We start from the raw sequence: 21,484 nt of genomic DNA, 5'->3' as shown, positions 1-21,484 counted from the left end.
ATGACCTTCTCGTCGACCGAACTTGAGGTCGAGGGCACGGCGGGTGGTGATCCAGGTCTCACGGAGACGCTGGATGCGCCACCCGCCTCGCGCCGTCGGCTCGCACGCGCCTTCCTCCGGGACTGGGGCGCGGTGCTCTCGAGCGCGTACATCGTGCTCATCATCCTCATGGCCCTCACGGCTCCGCTGCTCGTCAAGCTGAGCGGATGGGACCCGTACGCGTTCGATCAGAGCGCGATCGACCCGAACCTCGGGGGCGTGCCCCTCGGGCCGTGGGGCGGCATCAGCGCCGAGCACTGGTTCGGCGTCGAGCCGGGCAGCGGGCGGGACATCTTCGCCCGCATCGTCTACGGCGCGCAGGTCTCGATGACTATCGCACTGTCGGCGACCGCGCTCACAAGCGTGCTCGGCATCGTGTTCGGGCTGCTGTCTGGGTACTTCGGCGGGTGGGTCGACACGATCATCTCCCGCGTCATGGAGTTCCTCATGGCGTTCCCGGCGCTGATCTTCATGATCGCGGTGCTCTCGGCCCTCCCGGCCGACAACCGGCAGCTCCTGCTGGTGCTCGTCATCTCCGTTTTCGGCTGGCCGTACCTGGCCCGCATCGTGCGCGGGCAGACGATGTCGATCAAGCAGCGCGAGTACGTCGAGTCGGCGAAGGCGTCTGGCGCGTCGAGCCTGCAGATCATCTTCCGGGAGATCCTGCCCAACCTGCGTTCGACGATCATCGTCATGACCACGTTGGCGATCCCCGGCTACGTCGGCACCGAGGCGGGGCTCTCGTTCCTCGGCGTCGGCGTGGTCCCGCCAACGCCCTCCTGGGGGCAGATGATCGCGAGTTCCGTCGGCTGGTACGCCGTCGACCCGATGTACTTCCTCATCCCCGGCGTCTTCCTGTTCCTGCTCGTGCTCTCGTTCACCGTGCTCGGTGACCGCATCAAGAAGCTCGCCGAGTCCGGGGAGGCGCGCTCATGACCCGTTTCGCCATCAACCGCCTGCTCGGCATGGTCCTCGTGCTGTTCCTGGTGTGCCTGTTCACGTTCGTCGTGTTCTTCGTGCTCTCGCCAGACCCGGCCGTGCAGATCTGCGGTAAGAACTGCACGCCGGAGCGCATCGACCAGATCCGCGAGAACCTCGGCCTCGACCTGCCGTTCTGGACGCAGTTCTGGACCTTCATCGGCGGCCTCCTGTTCGGGCGCACGTACGAGTCGAGCGGTGCCGTCATCGAATGCGCCGCGCCCTGCCTCGGTTACTCGTTCCAGTCGAGCCAGCCGGTCACCGAGATGATCCTGCAGCGTCTGCCCGTCTCCGCCACCGTCGCCATCGGTGCCGCAGTGCTCTGGCTCCTCGCCGGCGTGATGGGCGGCGTGATCAGCGCCGTCAAGGAGGGGAAGTTCGCAGATCGCTTCATCGCTGGGCTCACGCTCGGCGGCATGTCGATTCCGAACTACGTGCTCGCCCTGCTGCTGCAGTTCGTGCTGGTCGTGTCGCTCGGCTGGCTGCCGTTCCCGCAGGCCGTGCCGTTCCTCGACAACCCCGTGCAGTGGTTTCTGAACTTCATCATGCCGTGGGTGGTGCTCTCCATCGGTTACGCGGCGACCTACACGCGACTCACTCGCGCGAACGTCATCGACACGCTGCAGGAGAACTACGTGCGCACCGCGAGGGCGAAGGGCCTGCGGCCGAGCCTCGTGTGGCGCCGCCACGCGCTGCGTCCCGCGCTGACCCCCATCGTCACGATCTTCGGAATGGACTTCGCCGGGCTCCTCGGCGGGGCCCTCATCACCGAGACCGTGTTCGGCATCAACGGCGTCGGCAAGCTCGCGGCCGACTCCATCACGAAGAACGACCAGCCCGTCATCATGGGCGTCACCCTGCTGGCGGCGTTCCTCGTGGTCGTCGGCAACATGGTCGTCGATCTCCTGTACTCCGTCATCGACCCCCGGGTCAGAGTTGGAGCGTCGAAATGAATGCACCCACCAGCACTCCGCAGGGCGCCGGACCGCTGCTCAGCGTCCGCGACCTCACGGTCTCGTTCGAGACCGCCGGGGGCACGGCAGAGGTCGTGCAGAGCATCGACTTCGACGTGCCGCGCGGCGGCGCCCTCGGCATCGTCGGCGAGTCGGGTTCGGGCAAGTCGATGACCAGCCTCGCCATCATGGGGCTGCTGCCGAAGGGCGCGCGGCGTTCCGGCTCGCTGGTTTTCGACGGCCAGGAGCTCAGCACGCTGCGCGAGCCGGCGATGCGCGCCATCCGCGGCGACCGCATCGCGATGATCTTCCAGGATCCGCTCTCCTCCCTCAATCCCTACTACACGGTCGGCACGCAGATCGCCGAGGCCTACCGCTCGCACCGCTCCGGCGTGAGCCGGGCGGCGGCCAAGAAGGTGGCCATCGAGGCGATGGAGCGCGTCCACATCCGCGACGCCGCCCGCAGGGTCGACCACTACCCGCATCAGTTCTCGGGCGGCATGCGCCAGCGCGTCATGATCGCGATGGCGTTGAGCATGGAGCCCGACCTGATCATCGCCGACGAGCCCACGACGGCGCTCGATGTGACCGTGCAGGCGCAGATCCTCGACCTCCTCACGGAGATCAGGACGGAGACGGGTGCCGGCATGATCCTCATCACCCACGACCTGGCCGTCGTGAGCGAGGTCGCCGACCAGATCGTGGTCATGCAGCAGGGCGCGCTCGTCGAGTCTGGCAGCGTCGAGGAAATCTTCACCGACCCGCAGGAGCCGTACACACGCCTGCTGCTGGACGCCGTGCCCCGCATCGACGACGAGATCGGCCTGCTGCGCACCACGACCGTGCCGGTGCAGACGCTGCGCGAGGAGGAGACACGATGAGCCCCCAGGAACCACTGCTGCGCGCGCAGCACCTCGTTCGAGAGTTCAGCACGGATTCGGGCGGAGGGCAGTTCTCGAAGAGCAAGAGCTTCCGCGCCGTCGACGACGTGTCGCTCGAGGTGCACCAGGGCGAGACGCTCGCGCTCGTCGGTGAATCCGGCTCCGGCAAGTCGACGACGGCCAGGCTGGTGGCGCGCCTCATGGACGTCACGAGCGGCACCGTCGAGTTCCAGGGGCAGGATGTGAGCACGATCAAGGGCAGGGAGCTGCACGCCTTCCGTGGCGAGGTGCAGGTCGTGTTCCAGGACCCCTTCTCGTCGCTGAACCCGCGGCACACCGTCGAGCGGCTCATCACGGCGCCGCTCGTGTACCAGAAGCGCTCGATCCCGGGCGGGGCCAGGAACTTCGCGAGGGGCCTCATGGAGCGCGTGGGCCTGAACCCTGACCACTCGGGCCGCTACGCCGCCCAGTTCTCGGGCGGCCAGGCGCAGCGCATCGGCATCGCCCGTGCGCTCGCCGTCGGACCGAAGCTCGTCATCTGCGACGAGGCGGTCTCGGCGCTCGACGTGTCGGTGCAGGCGCAGGTCATCAACCTGCTCAGGCAGCTGCAGGAGGAGGAAGGCTTCAGCTACCTCTTCATCGCGCACGACCTGGCCGTTGTGCGGCAGATCGCGACACGCGTGGCGGTCATGAGTCAGGGGCGCATCGTGGAGGTCGGCGAACGCGACCAGGTGTTCGAGCGTCCGAGCCACGAGTACACGCGCACCCTGCTCGCCGCCGTCCCGCGCATCAATCCGGAGTGGGATGCGCGCCGCAAGAAGAACGAGCGCGCCCGCAGACGCAGGGAGCGCGAAGCGCAGGAAGCGCAGGAAGTGCAGGAGGAGCAGGGATGAGCCACGTCGTCGAGTACGCACTGCCCGGTATCTGGGTGCGCGAGCAGAGCATCCGCGTGCCCCTCGACTGGTGGGACGCGGAGGCGGGAGAGATCTCGGTCTTCGTGCGCGAGCTGGTCGACCCAGATCGGCGGCGTGAGGAGCTGCCGCTGCTGACCTACCTGCAGGGCGGCCCGGGCGGCGCGAATCCGCGCCCGGTCGACGCATCCGGTTGGATCGGCGAGGCGCTGCAGCACTACCGGATCGTGCTGGTCGACCAGCGCGGCACGGGGCGGAGCACGCCCATCGACGCGCACACCATCGCGGCGTTCGGCGACGGCGTGCTCGGTGCCGACTACCTCGCGCATTTCCGGGCTGACTCCATCGTGCGCGACCTCGAGCAGGTGCGCACCTTGCTGTACGGCGGGACGAAGTGGGCGACGCTGGCGCAGAGCTACGGCGGCTGGCTGACCCTCGCCTACCTCTCCCACGCGCCGGGCGCCATCGCCGCGAGCTACGTGTGCGGCGGCATCCCGGGTACGCCCGCGGATGCGGAGGAGGTCTACCGGCGCACCTTCACGCGGGTGGAGCAGAAGAACGCGGAGTTCGCGAGACGCTACCCGCAGGACGTCGCCGTGGTCGCCGCGATCGCGGACCGCCTCTCGGGTGAGGACGTGCGGCTTCCGGACGGCGACCGCCTGACGGTGCAGCGCTTCCAGTCGCTCGGCATCGACTTCGGCATGAAGCCGGGCTTCGAGCGCATGCACTGGCTGCTCGACGACGCGTTCACCCCGGATGGCCGCCTCAGCGAGTCCTTCCTCGCGCAGGTGCTCGCGCGCACGTCGAGTGCAGGCAACCCGCTGTTCTGGACCCTGCAGGAGTCGATCTACGGCGACGAGCAGAGCGGCGCGACCAACTGGGCCGCGCAACGCGAGCGGGACCGCCGCCCGCAGTTCGACGTCGACCGCCGGCCGCTGCTCTTCACGGGCGAGATGGCGTTCCCTTGGATGTTCGACGAGGTTCGCCTGCTGCGGGGTTTCCGCGATGCCGTGCACGAGCTCGCGAGCAGGGAGCGCTGGAGTCGCCTCTACGACTTCGACGCGCTCGCCGCCAACGAGGCCCCGGTCGCGGCCGCGGTCTACTACGACGACATGTACGTGGACGCCCACCTGCAGCTCGACACGCTTTCGCGCGTCGGCAACTCCGTCAGCTGGGTGACCAACGAGTTCGAGCACGACGGGATCGGTTCGGGGCGCACCTTCACGCGCCTGCGCGAGCTGGTCCGTGACCGAGGAGGAGAGCGACGATGAGCGCAGCGAACACGAACACGAACACGAACACGAACACCGCCACCGCCACCGGTAGGCCCCCGTACGCGGGCACGCGCTACCCGAAGCTCGCGAGCATCCCCGCGTTCACCGACTTCATCGCGAGGGACTGGGGCAGCGTGGATGCCCCCGTCGCGCTCACCGAGGGCGCGGCGGCGGCCGCGGCGTCGCACCGGGCGCGGCTCAGCGCCCGCTTCCCCACGGCGACGATCGTCGTGTCGAGCGGGGTCGCCCCGGTGCGCAACGACGACTGCAATTACGGCTTCCGCGCGAACAGCGACTTCGTGTGGCTCACGGGCTGCCAGGTCGAGGGCGCGACGCTGGTGCTGCATCCGTCATCTGGAGGGCACGACGCGACCCTCTACCTGCCCGCGCCGTTCCGCCCTGGAGACGCTGGCTTCTTCAGCAACGCGAACCACGGCGAGCTCTGGGTCGGGGCATCGCCCGGTATCCCGCAGTGGGCCGAGGCGCTGCAGCTCGAGGTGCGCCCCATCGAGGAGCTCGCGGTGCCGAAGGGGGTCCGAGGTGCCCTCGCGAGCGCCTCGGTGTCGTCGGCGACGCTCGACGCGCTCTCGCTCCTGCGGTCGCCCGATGTTGACCGAGAGCTCTCGAACTTGCGCATGGTGAAGGACGACTGGGAGATCGCGCAGCTGCGCCGCGCCGTCGACGACACGGTGAGTGGATTCGCGGCGGTCGTGCGCGAGGTCCCGCGGGCCATCGCGGACGGGCTGGGGGAGCGTTGGCTGCAGGGCACCTTCGACCGGCACGCGCGCACCTTCGGCAACGGGCCCGGCTACTCGACGATCGTCGGATCCGGGCCGCACGCCCCGATCCTCCACTGGGTGCGTTGCGACGGCCCGGTGCTCCCCGACGCGGCGCTGCTGCTCGACATGGGGGTCGAGACGAACTCGCTCTACACCGCCGACGTGACCCGCACCATTCCCGCGAGCGGAACGTTCTCGGCCGAGCAGCGGGCCGCCCACGACCTCGTCGAGAAGGCGCATCGGGCGGGCATGGCCCAGATCAGGCCCGGCGTTCCCTACCTGGACTTCCACTTCGCGGCGATGGAGGTGATCGCCCAGGGCCTGCACGATTGGGGAATGCTGCCCGTCTCGGTCGACGAGGCGCTCTCGCCTCAGGGGCAGCAGCACCGCAGGTACCTGGCGTGCGGCGTCGGCCACCACCTGGGGCTCGACGTGCACGACTGCAGCCACTCGGAGTACGAGGACTACATGGGCGCCGACCTCGAGGCCGGCGTCGTCATGACCGTCGAACCGGGACTCTACTTCCACGCGAACGACGAGACGGTGCCTCCGGAGCTGCGCGGGATCGGGGTGCGGCTCGAAGATGACCTGCTCGTCACGGCCGACGGCCACGAGGTGCTCTCCGACGGCCTCCCCATCGACGCTGACGGGGTCGAGCGGTGGACGCGCGAACAGCTCGGCCGTGCCTGACGCATCCACTGCGATCGTCGAGCACCTGCGCTGCGGCGGGGTGAGCGTCGTCGTCGAGCGCCGGGGCGACGAGCTGCCGTGCGTCCTGCACTGGGGCGCCGACCTCGGCGAGCTCGAGGAGCGGGACCTGGCGTCGTTCGCCGCGGCGAACCGCACGGTGCTGGGCTCTGACACGCTCGACGAGGAGCTGCGGGTCTCGCTGCTCCCTGAGGCGTCCCGAGGGTGGTTCGGCAGGCCTGGCCTGCGGGGGCACCGCGACGGTCGCAGCTTCTCGCCGCGCTTCCGGGTCACGGAAGCGCGGCGAGCGCGAGCCGCCGGGAGCGAGCACCTGGTCTGGATCGCCGAGGACCCGGCCGCTGCGCTGCGGGTGCGGCTGACCCTCGAGCTCGCACCGAGCGGCCTGCTGCGCCTGCAGGCCGGGCTGCAGAATCTCGGATCGACGACGTTCACCCTCGAGGCGCTCGAACTCGCCCTGCCCGTGCCGCCGGCGGCCGACGAGATCCTCGAGCACACCGGCAGGCACCTCCTCGAGCGGCAGGAGCAGCGCAGCCGCTTCCAGCCGGGCACCCACCTGCGCGAGAGCCGGCGTGCCCGCGGGCACGACGCGACGATGCTGCTCGCCGCCGGGGTTCCTGGATGCTCCGCGAGGGGCGGCGAGGTGTGGGGCGTGCACGTCGGCTGGTCTGGCAACACCTCGGTCGCCGCCGAGCGCGTGCAACCGACCGGCGCGCGCGTGCTCATGGGCGGCGAGCTGCTGCTCGCGGGGGAGGGCGCGCTCGCGCCAGGCGACGAGTACACCTCGCCGTGGCTGTGGGCCTCCTGCGGCGACGGCACCGACGCGCTCGCCGCCAGGTTCCACGACCACCTGCGGGCCAGGCCGGAGCACCCGAGCTCACCTCGCAAGGTCCTCCTCAACGTGTGGGAGGCGGTCTACTTCGATCACAGCCTGCCCCGGCTGCTCGAGCTCGCCGAACGCGCGGCCGAGGTCGGCGTCGAACGCTTCGTGCTCGACGACGGCTGGTTCGAGGGCCGCCGCGATGCCACCGCCGGCCTCGGCGACTGGCGGGTCGACCGTGCCGTCTGGCCCGACGGGCTCTGGCCGCTGGTCACGCGCATCCACGAGCTGGGCATGGACTTCGGGCTGTGGTTCGAACCCGAGATGGTGAGCCCCGACTCCGAGCTTGGACGCGCGCATCCAGAGTGGATGCTGCAGCCCGGCGACGGCAGGCTCCCGGCCCCCTCGCGCTCGCAGCAGGTGCTCAACCTGTCCGACGACGGCGCGTTCCCGCACGTGCTCGCGGCGATGGATGCGCTGCTCACCGAGTACCCGATCGCCTACGTCAAGTGGGACCACAACCGGGACCTCGCCGAGGCGGGCGACGCCTCCACCGGGCGCGCCGCCGTCCGCGCGCAGACGCACGCGGCCTACCGGCTGCTCGACGAGCTGCGCGCCAGGCACCCCACGGTGGAGTTCGAGTCGTGCTCCGGAGGTGGGGGCCGCGCCGACCTCGGCATCATGTCGCGTGTCGAACGGCTCTGGGCGTCCGACACGATCGACGCCCTCGAACGCGTCGGCATCGAGGCGGCGACCGGGCTGCTGCTGCCGCCGGAGCTGATCGGCTCCCACATCGGCGCCGCGCGCTCGCACACCACCTCGAGGACCCACGACCTCGCCTTCCGAGGGGCGCAGGCCATCTTCGGCCACCTCGGTATCGAGTGGGACCTCACCCGAATCACGGACGCCGAGGCCCGCGAGCTCGCCGAGTGGGTGGCCCTCTACAAGCAGTGGCGCCCCCTGCTCCACAGCGGCCGCGTCGTGCACGGCGACCCGGCCGACGACGCCATCGCCATCCGGGGCGTCGTGTCGCACGACCGCACGGAAGCGCTCTTCGCGGTCACGCAGCTGCGCGCGGGCCTGTCATACCCGCCGGGTCGCCTGCGCATCCCCGGCCTCGACGAGCGCCTCCGGTACCGGGTCGGCCTCCTGCATCCCGCCGATGCCGTCGGCCCGCACAAGCCCGGGGTCGACGGCTGGTGGCGGGGCGAGACGATCCTCGCGGGCAGCATCCTCACCACGGCCGGCCTGCAGCTACCGCCGCAGCACCCCGAGCACACCGTGCTGCTCTCCCTCACTTCTCACCCTTCCTGACGTCCCGCGTCCCCCGAACGGAGCAGCATGACCTCTCACACCCCATCTCCCCGCACCGAGCGGATCGCCCCGCCCCTCGCGACACCCTTCGGGCTCGGCGACGTCGCCATCGACGACTCGAGCGTCTTCGCGCGAGCACGCGACGAGCTGCTGCACCTCGCCCGCGTCTACCCGGTCGACCGGCTCCTCGCCGTCTTCCGGGCCAATGCGGGCCTCGACACGCGAGGGGCGGATGCGCCCGGCACGTGGGAGGACTTCGGGCATCCGCTGGAGGAGGCGTGGGGCGAGGCCGACTACCCCGGCCGCGAGCACGCGCAGACCGCGAACCTGCTGCGCGGCCACTACGCGGGCCACTTCCTCTCGATGCTGTCGATCGCCGCCGCGGGGGAACGGGACCCGGCGCTGCTCGCCAAGGTGGAGGCGTGCGTGGAGGGGCTCGCCGAGGTGCAGGCGGCGCTCGCCGCGACCGGCCGCTTCTCGCATCCCGGGTTCCTCGCCGCCTACGGGGAATGGCAGTTCGCGCGCCTCGAGTCGTACGCCCCATACGGAGAGATCTGGGCCCCGTACTACACGTGCCACAAGATCATGGCCGGGCTCCTCGACGCCCACGAGCTCGCCGGCAGCGCTCTCGCGCTCGAGGTCGTCACGCGCATGGGCCACTGGGTGCACGCGCGCCTCGCGAAGCTCGAGCCGGCGCAGCGGCAGCGCATGTGGTCGCTGTACATCGCGGGAGAGTTCGGGGGCATGAATGAGACCATGGCCCGCCTCAGCGCCGTGGCCGACGAGCCCACCTTCCTCGAGACAGCGGCCTTCTTCGACACGGAGGCGCTCCTCGAGGCCGGCGCCGCGCACGACGACATCCTCACGAAAATGCACGCCAACCAGCACCTGCCGCAGCTCGTCGGGTACGTGCACGAGTTCGAGCTGACCGGGGAGCGCCGCTACCTCGACGCCGTCCTCGGTCTGTGGGACCAGATCGTGCCGGGTCGGACGTTCGCGCACGGCGGCACGGGCGAGAGCGAGCTGTGGGGGCCACCCGACACGGTCGCCGGCAACATCGGCCAGCGCAACGCGGAGACCTGCGCGACCTACAACCTGCTCAAGATCGCCGCCCTGCTCTTCCAGCACACCCTCGACCCCCGTTACTTCGACTACGCCGAGCGCGCCGTGCTCAACCACATCCTCGGCTCGCGGAAGGCCGTCGACTCGGACACGAGCCCCGAGGTGACCTACATGTTCCCGGTGCACCCCGGCGCGGTCAGGGAGTACGACAACGTCGGCACCTGCTGCGGAGGCACGGGGCTCGAGAACCACGTCAAGTACCAGGAGTCGATCTTCTTCTCGGCCGGGCGGGAGCTGTGGGTCACCCTGCCAACCGCGTCGACCCTCAACTGGGGCAGTGCCGGGATGCGCGTGCGGCTGAGCACGGGCCTGCCCGCGGCGGGCGACCTGGCGCTCTCTTTTGAAGCGCTCCCGGGCGACGCGGAAGCCGGTGGGTCGGATGCGGGGGCGGATCACGGGGCGGGCGTGGGTGAGGGCATGGGTGTGGGTGCGGTGCACCTCCGCATCCCGAGCTGGGTCGCCGGCCCCGTGGTCGTGCGGCTCAACGGCGAGCCGCTCGAGGTTGACGCCCTCCCCGGCACCTTCGCCACGATCCGCCGCGAGTTCCGGCACGGCGACGTGATCTCGGTAGAGCTGCCGATGGCGCTCGTCTCGACGCCGACGATCGACGATCCTCGACTCCACCACCTGCAGCTCGGTCCGTCGGTGCTGCTCGCGAGGTCGGAGGCGACGACGTCGCTGCAGCTCGGCCTGCTCGGGCGGCGCCTGCTCGACGGGACGGTGCGCGGCGACGTGGATGCGGGCGCCGGCGCGAGCGGCGAGGCCCCGGTGCGGTTCGCTGACGCCCCGGTGCGGTTCGCTGGGCTCGACTTCGAGCCCAGTTGGTCTGGGGGCGATTCGCGGTTCCACATGTACGTTCGGTCCGCGGACGAGACCATCGCCTTCGCCGGCCACGACTCCGGGGTGCCGAACCGGGCGGACTCGTCCGGGGGCACATTCCTCGACGCGCTCTGGGACCTGGCTCCGTTCGCCGACCGGTCGGCGTTCCTCGACGCGGTGTTCGAGACTGCGCGGGCAACCAGGGCGAAGGGGCTGCTCTCGGGCGCCGAGCTCGAGGCCGCGCTGCGCACCGCGGGCGAGGCAGACGTCGCCGGCGACGGGCAACGCCGCATCTCGACGGTGACGGTGGCTGATGGGGTCGCGGACGGCGGGGCGGCGGGCGAGCTCGGCCCGCGCGACACTGCAACCACGCTCGATGGTGCACCGGCGACGCTCACCGCCTGGACCATCGGCGACGCGTCCGAGGACCCGCCCATGCCGCCGGCGGTCAGCATCCGCGTCGACATCGACCCCGCACCCTCCGGCTGGTTCACCGCGAAGCCGGTCATCACCCTCGAGGCCGTGCTGCTCGACGCGCGGACCACGCCCGCCAAGCTCGGCATCGAAGCGCGCGTCGACGACGGGGACTGGCAGCCGTACGACGGCCCGTTCGCGATCGGCTCCGACGGCGTGCACACGGTCACGGCGCGGGCCACCGGCGCTGACGGCCAGCGCGGCTACGCCAGCCGAGAGCTCAGCGTGGACACGAACGCGCCCGAGGTCCGGGTGCGTCTCAAGGAGCTCGGCAGCAGCGTCGAGGTGACCTTCTTCGCCGACGACGACGTGTCCGGCGTCGAACGCATCCAGTGGGAAGGGCCCGGCACGTTCTGGGGCACCTTCCAGGAGGCGTTCGTGCGCGCCCTCACCGATGAGGCGCAGGTGCTCGAGTACGCCGCCACCGACCGTGCTGGCAACGAGGGGCCACGCCAGCGCCTCGTCCTGCCGGCGGTCGGGCAGGCGCCGGCGGTCGGGCAGGCGCCGGCGGTCGGGCAGGCGCCGACAGGGAACACGACGGGCCAGGCGGAGTCGTGACCGCCCGCCCGGCCCCGCTCCGCCAGGTGCGCATCCACGACGCGTTCTGGTCGCCGCGCATTCGGCAGGTCCGCGACGCCATGCTCCCGCACCTGTTCGAGCAGTTCCGCACGGTCGGCCACCTCGAGGCGCTCGGCGGCACCTGGTCGCGCGACGGAGCACCGCACCTGTTCTGGGACAGCGACATCGGCAAATGGATCGAGGCGGCCAGCAACGTGCTCGCCACCGACGACGACCCCGCGCTCAGCGCGCAGGTCGAGGAACTCATCGACCTCCTCGAGGCCGCGCAGCAGCCGGACGGGTACCTCAACTCGTACTTCACGACGGTCGCGCCGGAGCGACGTTTCACCGACCTGCGCGACTCCCACGAGCTGTACTGCGCGGGCCACCTGCTCGAAGGCGCCGTCGCCTACGCACAGGCCACGGGCCGCGAACGGATGCTCGACATCCTCATCCGCTACATCGACCTCATCGAGCGCATCTTCGGCGCCGGCGAAGGGCAGCTGCGCGGCTACGACGGGCACCAGGAGATCGAGCTGGCCCTCGTCAAGCTGTGGCGATACACGGGGCAGGACCGCTACCTCGACCTCGCCAGGTACTTCATCGACGAGCGGGGCGCGACACCCAGGTACTTCGACCAGGAGGTCGCCGCGCGCGGCGGCCCCGGACACTTCGGGCTTGGTTTCCCAGGCACGCGAAGCGAGCTCGAGACCGAGCACGACTACTTCCAGTCGCACCTCCCCGTTCGAGCGCAGACCCAGGTCGTCGGGCACGCCGTCCGGGCCATGTACCTGCTCAGCGCGGTCGCCGACCTCGCGCTCGCGGACGGTGACGCGAGCCTCCTCGCCACGAACCGCAGGCTCTGGCAGGCAGTCACCACGCGCCGCATGTACGTGACGGGCGGGCTCGGGTCCTCCAGCGAGAACGAGGGGTTCACGAGCGACTTCGACCTCCCGAACCTGACGTCGTACGCCGAGACCTGCGCGGCCATCGGCCTCGTCCTCTGGGCGGAACGCAGCGCCAGGGCCGACCCCGACTCGCGCTACTTCGACGTCGCGGAGCGAGCCCTCTACAACGCCGTCCTCGCGGGCGTGAGCAGCGACGGCACGGCCTTCTTCTACGACAACCCGCTCGCGAGCGACGGCGACCGGAACCGCTCGAGCTGGTTCGGGGTGGCCTGCTGCCCGCCAAACGTCGCCAGGCTGCTCACCTCGCTCGGTGGGTACGTGTACAGCCTGGAGGTTGGCGAGGGTGGTGGCGAGGGCGAGGGCGAGGGCGAGGGCGAGGGCAAGGGCAGTGGCGACGGCGAGGGCGGTGGCGACGGCGTCGGCGGTGGCGACGGCGAGCGTGGCGCGGGCCGTGGCGGCGGCGCGGGTGACGGTGATGGCGGTGGCGAGCGCGGGGCAGGGATGACTGCGGCAGGCGTGACTGCGGTGACCGTCAACCTGCTCATCGGCAGCACCCTGCGCTTCGAGAGCGGTGGGGTGGCGGCAGAGCTGCGCCTCCGGAGTGAGCTGCCCTGGAACGGGCGGGCGAGCCTCAGCCTCGACCTGCACGGGGCCGACCGGCTGCCGCTCGAGCTGCGCATCCGCATCCCCGACTGGGCGGAGGGCGCGCAGATCAGGGCGGCCGGAGCCCCCGTGGGGTTTGAAGTGCAGCGCGGGTACGCGGTCGTGCGGCGTGAGTTCCTCGACGGGGAGACGCTCGAGATCGACGTGCCCTTCGGGGCCCGGCGGGAACGTGCTGACCCCAGGGTCGCCGACGCGGTCGGGAAGGTGGTGGTCGCGCGAGGGCCGCTCGTCTACGCGGCCGAAGGCGTCGACAACGCGCATCCGCTCGACGGCGTGCCGCTGCCCGACGCGAGCCCGATCGAGGTGCGGGAGGGGGTCGAGCATCCGAGCGGCCCGCTCACCGAGCTGACCGCGAGCCTCAACGAGGAGACGCGGCTGACCCTGGTGCCCTACTTCTCGTGGGGCAACCGCGGGCCGGGCGCGATGCGCGTGTGGCTGCCGGCGAGCGCGTCGTCGCGAGACCGCGTCGTCCGCTGACCCCGGGGTGGGGTGTGCGCGGCGGTGGCCTGGCGTGGCGGCCGAGGCGTGTGGCGGCGGCCTGAGTGTGGCGCTCGAGGCGTGTGGCGGTGGCGGTGGCCTGAGTGTGGCGTGCAAGGCGTGTGGCGGTGCGCTGTGCGTGCTGGTGGCCAGAGTGTGCTGGTGGCTTGTGCGCACTCCTGGCCCAGGCGTGCCGCGCGGGTCGCGCGCCGGTAGGAACCTGGGCGGGTGTAGCCGGCACCGCTGCCCCGATTTCGTAGATTTACGCGGATTTTTCGGACCGGACCAAGAATGTCGGTGGTCGGGTGGATGCTGGTCGCATGATCGATGAGGAGCTCGCGACGCGTATCCCGGAGGGGTGGAAGCCACCCGCTTGGGTGGTCGACCGCGTGCGCGAGCTCGAGCGCTTCCTGGTTGTCCGGCTCGTCGCCGATGCCGACTCGGCGCTGGCCATGGCGCAGGCGGAGCAGGCGCGCGTCTATGCGCTGGCGGCGCGGACGGCGGTCGCGGAAGACGAGCGAGCCGGCACGCTGGAGCAGGAGTGGGCGCTGCGCTCGTGGAAGGCGGAGATCGCGGCGGTCACGAATTCGTCGCGGCAGGCGGTCGCGGGCATCATGGGTCGGTCCGCGGTGCTCACGGAAGACTTCCCGCTCGTGCACGAGGCGCTCGCGGCCGGTGAGGTGTCGATGGCGCACGCTCGCATCGTGTGCGAGGCGGGCACGATCGTTGTGCACGATGATCCGGCCGAGCAGGCCGCGCGGCGCGAGCTGTTTGTGCAGGTGGCGCTCGAGAAGGCGAGGTCGACGTCGCCGGGCAGGCTGAAGGACTTCGCGTTGAAGCAGGCGGAGCGGCTGACGTCGTCGTCGTTGGAGCAGCGCTACGAGCAGGCGATGAGGTCGCGGGCCGTGATCGTCACCCGGGAAGCGGACGGCATGGGGGCGCTCGGGGTGCGGCACTCCCTGCCGGTGCTGACGGCCATCGACGGGCGGCTCTCCGACATGGCGAGGGCCATCATCGGGGCGAGAAGCGACGAGTCTGACGACGCGCGAACGTTCCACCAGGTGCGGGCCGACGTGTTCGCCGAGCTGCTGCTGACCGGCGAGCTGACGTCGTGCGCGCAGGCCGCGGGCATCAGCGCGACGGCGTCAGTCACGATGCCGGCGCTTGCGATGCTTGACGCCAGGCAGGGCGACGGCACCCCCTGCGACACTTCGCCCGCGCTCCTCGACGGGGTCACTCCGATCCCGATGAGCGTCGCGCGCGAGATCGCCGCGACGGCGCCCGCGTTCGAGCGCATCTTGACGCATCCGATCACGGGCACCGTGGTCGAGGTCGACCGTTACCGGCCGACGGAGGCGATGCGGGCCTGGCTGCGGGCACGAGACGTGCACTGCCGCTTCCCGGGGTGCCGGCTTCCCGCCGAGAACTGCGACCTCGACCACACGATCCCCGCCTCGGAGGGTGGGCCGACGAGCCTCGGCAACCTCGCCGACCTTTGCCGGTGGAATCACACGGTCAAGGGCAACACCGCCTGGCGGGTGCGTCAACTCCCGGGCGGGGTCCTCGAGTGGACGTCGCCGGCCGGCATCGTCCTGCGTGATGTCCCCGAGCCCCGCGGGGTGACCTTCGGGCCATCCGCGCCGGGAGCGCCCGGCCTGAAGGTCGGCGGCCGCACGTACCGGGCGGACTCGCCGGGCAGCGGTCGCGCCCCCGGGTCTGGGCAGGAATCCGACCCGGGGTCTGGTCCCGCGGGGTCGGGACCGGCGGGGTCGGGGCTCGCAGGGTCTGGGCCACCGGGGTCTGGTCCGGCGGGGTCTGAGGTCGCGGGGTCTAGTCCCGCGGGGTCTAGTCACGCGGGTCTTGGTCCCACGGGGTCAGGGCCAGTGGGGTCTGGACCACCGGGGCCAGGGCCCGACCCTGGTGGGGAGTCCGGGCTGGACCCCGGCTTGGAACCGCCGCCGTTTTAGCCGGTTTGGTCGTTTTGGCCGGTTTCGCCGGGTTCGCGGCCTTCGCCGGGTTGGGGTTGCTAGCGTCTTGAGTTCGCGGGTTCGGAGGCCGCTCGTCCTTGCTCGAGTTTCGAGTTGAGGATGAAGGTTTTCCGAGTATTGGTCACGCTGACCGCTGACCGCTGACCGCTGACCGCTGACCGCTGACCGCTGGCGGCTGGCGGCTGGCGGCTGACCGCGGCCCTGAGTCCTGCCCGGTCCCGGTCCGCGGCCCTGAGCCCTGCGCGGTCCCGGTCCCGGTCTCGGTCTCGGTGCGCGGTGCGCGGTCCGCGGTCCCGAGCCTGCCCGGTCCCGGTCTCGGTCCCGGTCCCGGTCTCGGTCCCGGTCCCCGTCCCCGTCCCCGTCCCGGTCCCAGTCCCGGTCCCAGTCCCGGTCCCGGTCCCCGTCCCGGTCCCAGTCCTGGGTCCCGTGGCTACGTGGTGGTCGGCCCGTAGAAGCCGTTGACTTCGGAGAGCTCGAGCTCGGCGGTGGCCTGCACGAGGGCGAGGAGGTCGGCGTCGAGCCCCGGGGCGAACTCCTCGAGGCGTTCGTCAGCGATGAACGAGGGAGCGCCGGCGGGAGCCTGCTCGGAGGCGTCGAGCGTCGTGCCGTCGTTCGAGGGGGATGCGCCCTGGAAGATCTTGCCCGCCTCGGACTTGCCGTCGAGGTCGAACGAGTACTGCTTGCTCTGCAGCCCGAGATCGATGAGCTTCTTGACTTCGGGGAACGACTCGGCGTTGGTCTTCGGGATCGGCAGCAGGGCGTTCCACTTGACGCCGAGCGTTTCGAGCGCCTTCGCGTAGGCATTCTCGTGCGCCTGGTCGCGCACGATGAGGTACGCGATCGTGGCCCGTGCCGTGGGGTTGTCGGTCATCTCGTAGATGCGGCACTTCTGCAGGCGCCCCGTCGACTCGAGCATGAGGTTGTAGAGCAGGTCGAGGGGGAGGTTGCCGGAGTTGTAGACGTAGCTGCCGCTCCACGGGTTGCCGGCCGCGTCCACCGGCAGAGCGCCCTGCGCGCCGACGAGGTAGTGGTGGATGTTGCTCGTGTCGAGGGCAATGTTGAGGGGCGTCGCCCCGCCTGCGCCCGGCTTGTCGACGGGGTCGGTGAGCTTGCCCGTGTACTCGGGGGAGCCGTCGAGGAGTCGCGAGATGGTGGTGCCGATGAGTTCGACGTGGCTGATCTCCTCGGTGCCGATGCCCTGGATGAGGTCCCGGTATGGCTTGGCGGTTGGGCCGCGGAAGTTCATGGCCTGGAAGAGGTACTGCATCATGGTGCGCATCTCACCGAACTGCCCGCCGAGCCCCTCCTGCAGGGCGTTGGCGGCCGCGGGGTCCGGCTCTCCGTCTGCGATGTCGTTGATCCAGGTCTGTGCGTGGAAGTACATGGGGGAGTCTCCTCGTCATCGAGCACGGCACCAGGGGGGCGTCGTTGGCCTCACCAGACCAGCCGGGCCTGGGTTTCCCCGAGGGGTATCGCGAACCGAGCGGAGGGTGTAGAACCCTAGACCCCCGGGCTGTCCGGGCTGTCCGTGCTGTTCGTGCTGTCTGCGCTGGCTGCGTTAGCCGTGCCACCCGCGCGTCGCCTCGCGAACCGCAGCACGGCGTAGGTGGCGGCCCCGACCGCGACGATGATGCCGCCCCGCAGCCACACCTCGCCGCTCTGCTGGGTGAGGAGCACGATGCACGAGACGATCGCGAGCACGGGCAGCGCCGTCCAGGCCTTGAAGTGCGTGTGGTCGACCTTGTCGCGTCGGAGCACGAGCACCGCCAGGTTCGTGCTGATGAACACGATGAGCAGCAGGATCACGACGGTCTCGGCGAGCACTGCCACGCCACCCGTCGCGGTGAGCGCGATCGCGCAGGCCGTCGTGACGACGATCGCGACCCAGGGCGTGCGACGCCCGGGGAGCACGCGTCCGAGCATCCGCGGCAGAAGGCCCTGGCCGGCCATGCCGTAGGTGAGGCGGCTCGCCATGATCATGGTGAGCAGGGCCCCGTTGGCGACCGCGATGAGGGCGATCGCGCTGAACAGCCAGGCGGGCACCGGCACCCCGGTGGCCTCGATCACGTCGAGCAGCGGCCCCGTCGACTCGGCGAGCTCGCCCGACGGCACGGCGATGGATGCGGCCGTGCCGACGAGCATGTACATCACGCTGGCGGTCAGGAGCGAGAAGAACAGCGCCTTCGGGTACACCCTCGACGGTTCCCGCACCTCCTCGATGAGGTTCGCCGACGTCTCGAAGCCGACGTACGAGTAGTAGGCGAGGAGGGCGGCCCCGAGGACGGCGGGGAACGGGTCGATGTCGTCGCCGAAGGTCACGGCCCTGCCAATGTCGCCACCGCCGCCGGCGACCAGCACCCCGACGAGCACCACCACGAGCACGAGGCCCGTCAGCTCGATGCACGTCATGACGATGTTGGAGCGCAGCGACTCCTTGATGCCGCGCAGGTTGACGAGCGCGATCAGCACGAGCAGGAGGGATGCGCCGATGACGGGCGGCAGGTCGATGAACGTCGCCAGGTAGTCGCCGCTGAAGGCGAGCGCCAAGCTCGCGGCGCTCACCACCCCGGCCGCGAGCATGCAGAAGCCGACCATGAACGACACGAACTCCGAGCGGTACGCGCGTTGCGCGAAGACGGCCGACCCGCCCGCCTTCGGGTACTTCGTGACGAGCTCGGCGTAGGACGCCGCCGTCAGCAGCGCGAGCACGAGGGCCACGAGCAGCGGCAGCCAAGTGACGCCGCCGACCTGTCCCGAGATGGTGCCGACGAGGGCGTAGATGCCAGCCCCGAGCACGTCGCCGAGGATGAAGACGAAGAGCAGCAGCCCGGTCACGTCGCGTTTAAGAGCCGGCGTCGCCGGCGAGGACTGTGTCGGGGGCTGTGTGGGGGGACGTGTGGGGGACATGTCCCGAGTCTGTGCCGCCGCCCGAAGCCTCGACCCGCCCTTGTCAGGTGGGCGCGGGTGTGCATCACCCGCCCTGCGCATCCGCTGCCCTGTGCATCACCTGCCCTGTGCATCACCTGCGCAGGCGCGACCGCCCTGGCCATCGGTGCGCGCTGTTGCTACCGTTGACCTTCGAAGCCCCGGAGTCGGGCTTGCGGACGAGGGAGCAGTACCCGCACCACGACAAGACTGACTCAGAAGGAGCCGTCGTGGCTTGGTTGGTGTTGATTCTGTCCGGGATGCTCGAGGCTGTGTGGGCCTCAGCCCTCTCCGCCTCGAAGGGGTTCAAGAAGCCGGTCCCCGTCGTGGTGTTCCTCGTGTCCCTCATCGTCAGCATGGCTGGCCTCGCGTGGGCCATGACGCAGCTGCCGACCGGCACCGCGTACGCCGTCTGGGTGGGCATCGGCGCCACCCTCACCGTCGTCTGGGCGATGATCACGAAGCAGGAGCGCGTCTCCGTCGCCCGGGTCCTGCTGCTCCTGCTGCTCGTCGGCTCCGTCGTCGGCCTCAAGGTGGTGAGCTGACCATGGCATGGATCGCGCTCGTCGTCAGCGGCATCCTCGAGGCCGTGTGGGCGACCGCCCTCGGCCAGTCCCAGGGGTTCACGCAGCCCGTCCCGACCGTCGTGTTCTTCGTCGGCCTTGTCCTCAGCATGCTCGGGCTCGGCTGGGCCGCCGCCCGCATCCCCATCGGCACGGCCTACGCCGTCTGGGTCGGCATCGGCGCGGCCCTCACCGTCATCTACGCGATGGCGACCGGCGACGAAGCCTTCTCGCCCTGGAAGGCCGTCTTCATCTCCGGCATCATCCTTGCCGTCATCGGCCTCAAGCTCGTGCCCGAGAAGAAGGCGCTGCCAGCCCCGGACGCCGCGCGAGACTGACCTCCTCCGCGAGCATCCTGAAGTCCTCGGCGAGCATCCAGTCGAGCGGGCGAGGTCGCACGTACCCTGGTTCTTTGCGCATAGGCCGGCTCCGGCCGGCCCGCGAAGAACCACAGCAGCCGACCCAGGAAGGGCCAGCATCATCACCTCGCCCGCAAGCGCTCCCGCTCGCACCCGCCTCCTCCTCGCGCTCGGCGCCGGAGTCGCCTCGGCCTCGCTGCTGACCGGATGCGCGGGCTCCTTCTTCTCGCCGGCGTACGGCGAGGACGAGGTCGGCGACGGGGTGCAGGAGCAGCTGGTGCAGACCGAGCCCTTCCTTGATCCGACGGCCGAGGGCTACCCGGCGGCGCCCCAGCAGCTGCTCCCCGAGTCGGCCGGGTACGGGATCTGGGATGTGCCGGTCGCCGAGCTCCCCTCGCCCGCGTGGGTGCAGGCGACGTCGGAGGCGACGGGCATCCCGGCGCGGGCCCTCTCTGCCTACGCGGGGGCCGCGATCCGCGTCTCGGAGACCCGCCCCGAATGCGGCATCGGCTGGAACACTCTCGCCGGAATCGGCGCCGTCGAGTCGCGGCACGGCACCTACGGCGGCTCCCGGGTCGCCGACACCGGCCAGGTCGAGCCCCCGATCATCGGCGTGCCCCTGGACGGCAGCGAGGGCTTCCTCGCCATCCCAGACACCGACGGCGGCGCCCTCGACGGCGACACCGAATGGGATCGCGCCGTCGGCCCCATGCAGTTCATCCCCGAGACGTGGGCGAAGTACGGCCAGGACGCGAACTTCGACGGCGTCGCCGACCCGCACCACATCGACGACGCCGTGCAGACGGCCGCCGCCTACCTCTGCGAGCGCGGCGGCGACCTGACGACCGACGACGGCTGGAACACCGCCATCTCCGCCTACAACCTCCCCGCCGAGTACGCGCGCGAGGTCGCCGCCTACGCCGAGCTCTACGCGTCCTAGCGGCGAGGCCTCACGGCTTCGACTACGCGAGGCCGGAGGGCGAGATCAGCCCGAACTCGTCGGGGCTCGGCGCCACGACGCCGCCCGGACTGTTGGCCATGCGGAGGAGCCGTTCGATGACGTCCCGGTCAAGGTCCCTGGGACGCTCGCCCCGGTAGTTGAACAGCACGGGAACGTTGGCGCTCATCCACACCGTGTCTCGGCCGCCGCCGGCGACCGCCTCGTTGCGCCAGCTCAGCAGGAACGCCTCGCCGCGCCGGAGCTTCAGGGAGACGACGGCTTCGAGGTGCGCGAGCACTCGATCGTCGAATTCGGCTGGTGTGTTGTCATAGATGAAGGTGCCCATAGTGTGTGTCGGGGCGGAAGCGTCGAGCGTTTCCGCGCCAGATGACGCTAATAAAACGGGCAGTTAGACCTGAATCTCTTGACTTAATGCGGATGCTCGCCTATGAGCCGGGTGGGGGCTCCAGGCAGGGGATCGCCATGGTCGCCACGAAGGCCCCGTCGGAGCGCATGGCCGGCGGCGCCGCCTCATCGAAGATCACGGCCTCGCCCTCGGCGAGATCGGCCTCGCCGACCCGCAGCCGCCCGCTGATCAGGTAGATGGCCCGCACGTCGGCATCGAACTCAATCGGGTCGCTCACGAAGACGCGACCGAGAATGATGGGTTGCATCTCTGTCTTCCGCGTCACCCGCAGCAGCCTGGTGCTCTTCGCACGGCCGATGGAGCTGCGCAGCAGCAGGAGCGGCGACGTTGACTCGACCACGATCTGGTGGTCGGCCCGCACCTTTTCCTGCCGCGTCCCATCCACGAGCCGCAGCTGCGGCCCGCTGATGCCCAACCAGTGGTCGACCGTGCCCTCAGGCCGGTGCAGCGACTTCACGTTCCGCTTCACGTCGACCAGCGACAGGCTCCACCTCGGGTCGACCACGTCGTCGGGGTCGCGCCAGATCTCGTGGACGCTCCCGGAGCGGAGGTCGGTGCCGAGCCGTTCCCGGGGCAGCGACTGCGGCGTGACGATCTTCATCGAACG

At 70.6% G+C, this 21,484-nt stretch carries 17 protein-coding genes and 1 riboswitch; of the genes, 13 read left to right on the top strand and 4 right to left on the bottom strand.

The window, feature by feature from the left end:
• The 10 genes from ACPYN9_RS10590 to ACPYN9_RS10545 all read left to right on the top strand — a co-directional run bounded on the left by ACPYN9_RS10590 (position 1) and on the right by ACPYN9_RS10545 (position 15,642).
• Complete coding sequence (locus ACPYN9_RS10590; protein WP_424466382.1) at positions 1-975, top strand: ABC transporter permease; 975 nt, start codon at positions 1-3, stop codon at positions 973-975.
• Positions 972-1,970: an ABC transporter permease gene (locus ACPYN9_RS10585; RefSeq protein WP_424466380.1), complete on the top strand. Its 999-nt coding sequence runs from the start codon at positions 972-974 to the stop codon at positions 1,968-1,970. Before ACPYN9_RS10590 ends, ACPYN9_RS10585 begins: the two co-directional genes overlap by 4 nt.
• On the top strand, positions 1,967-2,851 hold the full coding sequence (locus tag ACPYN9_RS10580) for an ABC transporter ATP-binding protein (protein WP_424466378.1): 885 nt from the start codon (positions 1,967-1,969) through the stop codon (positions 2,849-2,851). Before ACPYN9_RS10585 ends, ACPYN9_RS10580 begins: the two co-directional genes overlap by 4 nt.
• Complete coding sequence (locus ACPYN9_RS10575; RefSeq protein ID WP_424466376.1) at positions 2,848-3,744, top strand: ATP-binding cassette domain-containing protein; 897 nt, start codon at positions 2,848-2,850, stop codon at positions 3,742-3,744. The genes ACPYN9_RS10580 and ACPYN9_RS10575 overlap by 4 nt, the downstream gene beginning before the upstream one ends.
• Positions 3,741-5,033, top strand: a complete 1,293-nt coding sequence (locus ACPYN9_RS10570) for an alpha/beta fold hydrolase (RefSeq protein WP_424466374.1) — start codon at positions 3,741-3,743, stop codon at positions 5,031-5,033. The genes ACPYN9_RS10575 and ACPYN9_RS10570 overlap by 4 nt, the downstream gene beginning before the upstream one ends.
• Complete coding sequence (locus ACPYN9_RS10565; RefSeq protein ID WP_424466372.1) at positions 5,030-6,505, top strand: aminopeptidase P family protein; 1,476 nt, start codon at positions 5,030-5,032, stop codon at positions 6,503-6,505. The genes ACPYN9_RS10570 and ACPYN9_RS10565 overlap by 4 nt, the downstream gene beginning before the upstream one ends.
• Complete coding sequence (locus ACPYN9_RS10560; protein WP_424466370.1) at positions 6,498-8,654, top strand: alpha-galactosidase; 2,157 nt, start codon at positions 6,498-6,500, stop codon at positions 8,652-8,654. The genes ACPYN9_RS10565 and ACPYN9_RS10560 overlap by 8 nt, the downstream gene beginning before the upstream one ends.
• Positions 8,655-8,681: 27 nt before the next feature.
• Entirely contained in the window at positions 8,682-11,627 is a 2,946-nt protein-coding gene (locus tag ACPYN9_RS10555) for a beta-L-arabinofuranosidase domain-containing protein (RefSeq protein WP_424466368.1), read from the top strand.
• Positions 11,624-13,675 carry a glycoside hydrolase family 127 protein gene (locus tag ACPYN9_RS10550; RefSeq protein WP_424466366.1) on the top strand — a complete coding sequence of 684 codons (2,052 nt, stop codon included), beginning with the start codon at positions 11,624-11,626 and terminating at the stop codon, positions 13,673-13,675. Before ACPYN9_RS10555 ends, ACPYN9_RS10550 begins: the two co-directional genes overlap by 4 nt.
• A gap of 320 nt (positions 13,676-13,995) precedes the next feature.
• Positions 13,996-15,642 carry a DUF222 domain-containing protein gene (locus ACPYN9_RS10545; protein ID WP_424466364.1) on the top strand — a complete coding sequence of 549 codons (1,647 nt, stop codon included), beginning with the start codon at positions 13,996-13,998 and terminating at the stop codon, positions 15,640-15,642.
• Between the two features lie 451 nt (positions 15,643-16,093).
• Here ACPYN9_RS10545 and ACPYN9_RS10540 read toward each other — a convergent pair whose 3' ends face one another.
• On the bottom strand, positions 16,094-17,047 hold the full coding sequence (locus ACPYN9_RS10540) for a manganese catalase family protein (RefSeq protein ID WP_424466362.1): 954 nt from the start codon (positions 17,045-17,047) through the stop codon (positions 16,094-16,096).
• A 116-nt stretch (positions 17,048-17,163) separates the two neighbouring features.
• Positions 17,164-18,570 (bottom strand): APC family permease, encoded by a 1,407-nt coding sequence (locus ACPYN9_RS10535; RefSeq protein ID WP_424466360.1) that lies wholly within the window; start codon positions 18,568-18,570, stop codon positions 17,164-17,166.
• A 171-nt stretch (positions 18,571-18,741) separates the two neighbouring features.
• Positions 18,742-18,808: riboswitch (guanidine-III (ykkC-III) riboswitch) on the top strand.
• A 10-nt stretch (positions 18,809-18,818) separates the two neighbouring features.
• On the opposite strand from ACPYN9_RS10535, the gene ACPYN9_RS10530 reads away from it, so the two are divergent.
• From ACPYN9_RS10530 to ACPYN9_RS10520, 3 genes are all read left to right on the top strand, one after another.
• Positions 18,819-19,133, top strand: coding sequence for a DMT family transporter (locus ACPYN9_RS10530; protein ID WP_424466358.1), 315 nt, complete (start codon positions 18,819-18,821; stop codon positions 19,131-19,133).
• A gap of 2 nt (positions 19,134-19,135) precedes the next feature.
• Positions 19,136-19,489: a DMT family transporter gene (locus ACPYN9_RS10525; RefSeq protein ID WP_424466357.1), complete on the top strand. Its 354-nt coding sequence runs from the start codon at positions 19,136-19,138 to the stop codon at positions 19,487-19,489.
• 298 nt (positions 19,490-19,787) lie between these two features.
• Positions 19,788-20,450, top strand: coding sequence for a lytic transglycosylase domain-containing protein (locus ACPYN9_RS10520; protein WP_424466355.1), 663 nt, complete (start codon positions 19,788-19,790; stop codon positions 20,448-20,450).
• Positions 20,451-20,472: 22 nt separating this feature from the next.
• Here ACPYN9_RS10520 and ACPYN9_RS10515 read toward each other — a convergent pair whose 3' ends face one another.
• Both ACPYN9_RS10515 and ACPYN9_RS10510 read right to left on the bottom strand, forming a co-directional pair.
• Positions 20,473-20,796, bottom strand: coding sequence for an ATP-dependent DNA ligase (locus ACPYN9_RS10515; RefSeq protein WP_424466353.1), 324 nt, complete (start codon positions 20,794-20,796; stop codon positions 20,473-20,475).
• A 100-nt stretch (positions 20,797-20,896) separates the two neighbouring features.
• Positions 20,897-21,478, bottom strand: coding sequence for a hypothetical protein (locus ACPYN9_RS10510; protein ID WP_424466351.1), 582 nt, complete (start codon positions 21,476-21,478; stop codon positions 20,897-20,899).
• Between the last annotated feature and the right edge of the window lie 6 nt (positions 21,479-21,484).

This window comes from Pseudoclavibacter helvolus (genome assembly GCF_049707175.1).
Taxonomy (GTDB): Bacteria; Actinomycetota; Actinomycetes; order Actinomycetales; family Microbacteriaceae; genus Pseudoclavibacter; species Pseudoclavibacter helvolus_A.
This window is presented reverse-complemented; position numbering and strand designations above follow the sequence as displayed.

Excerpts from the sequence above, each read along its gene's own strand:
- ACPYN9_RS10590 (WP_424466382.1), top strand. The coding sequence starts at position 1 with ATGACCTTCTCGTCGACCGAACTTGAGGTCGAGGGCACGGCGGGTGGT.
- ACPYN9_RS10585 (WP_424466380.1), top strand. The coding sequence starts at position 972 with ATGACCCGTTTCGCCATCAACCGCCTGCTCGGCATGGTCCTCGTGCTG.
- ACPYN9_RS10580 (WP_424466378.1), top strand. The coding sequence starts at position 1,967 with ATGAATGCACCCACCAGCACTCCGCAGGGCGCCGGACCGCTGCTCAGC.
- ACPYN9_RS10575 (WP_424466376.1), top strand. The coding sequence starts at position 2,848 with ATGAGCCCCCAGGAACCACTGCTGCGCGCGCAGCACCTCGTTCGAGAG.
- ACPYN9_RS10570 (WP_424466374.1), top strand. The coding sequence starts at position 3,741 with ATGAGCCACGTCGTCGAGTACGCACTGCCCGGTATCTGGGTGCGCGAG.
- ACPYN9_RS10565 (WP_424466372.1), top strand. The coding sequence starts at position 5,030 with ATGAGCGCAGCGAACACGAACACGAACACGAACACGAACACCGCCACC.
- ACPYN9_RS10555 (WP_424466368.1), top strand. The coding sequence starts at position 8,682 with ATGACCTCTCACACCCCATCTCCCCGCACCGAGCGGATCGCCCCGCCC.
- ACPYN9_RS10545 (WP_424466364.1), top strand. The coding sequence starts at position 13,996 with ATGATCGATGAGGAGCTCGCGACGCGTATCCCGGAGGGGTGGAAGCCA.
- ACPYN9_RS10540 (WP_424466362.1), bottom strand. The coding sequence starts at position 17,047 with ATGTACTTCCACGCACAGACCTGGATCAACGACATCGCAGACGGAGAG.
- ACPYN9_RS10535 (WP_424466360.1), bottom strand. The coding sequence starts at position 18,570 with ATGTCCCCCACACGTCCCCCCACACAGCCCCCGACACAGTCCTCGCCG.
- ACPYN9_RS10525 (WP_424466357.1), top strand. The coding sequence starts at position 19,136 with ATGGCATGGATCGCGCTCGTCGTCAGCGGCATCCTCGAGGCCGTGTGG.
- ACPYN9_RS10515 (WP_424466353.1), bottom strand. The coding sequence starts at position 20,796 with ATGGGCACCTTCATCTATGACAACACACCAGCCGAATTCGACGATCGA.
- ACPYN9_RS10510 (WP_424466351.1), bottom strand. The coding sequence starts at position 21,478 with ATGAAGATCGTCACGCCGCAGTCGCTGCCCCGGGAACGGCTCGGCACC.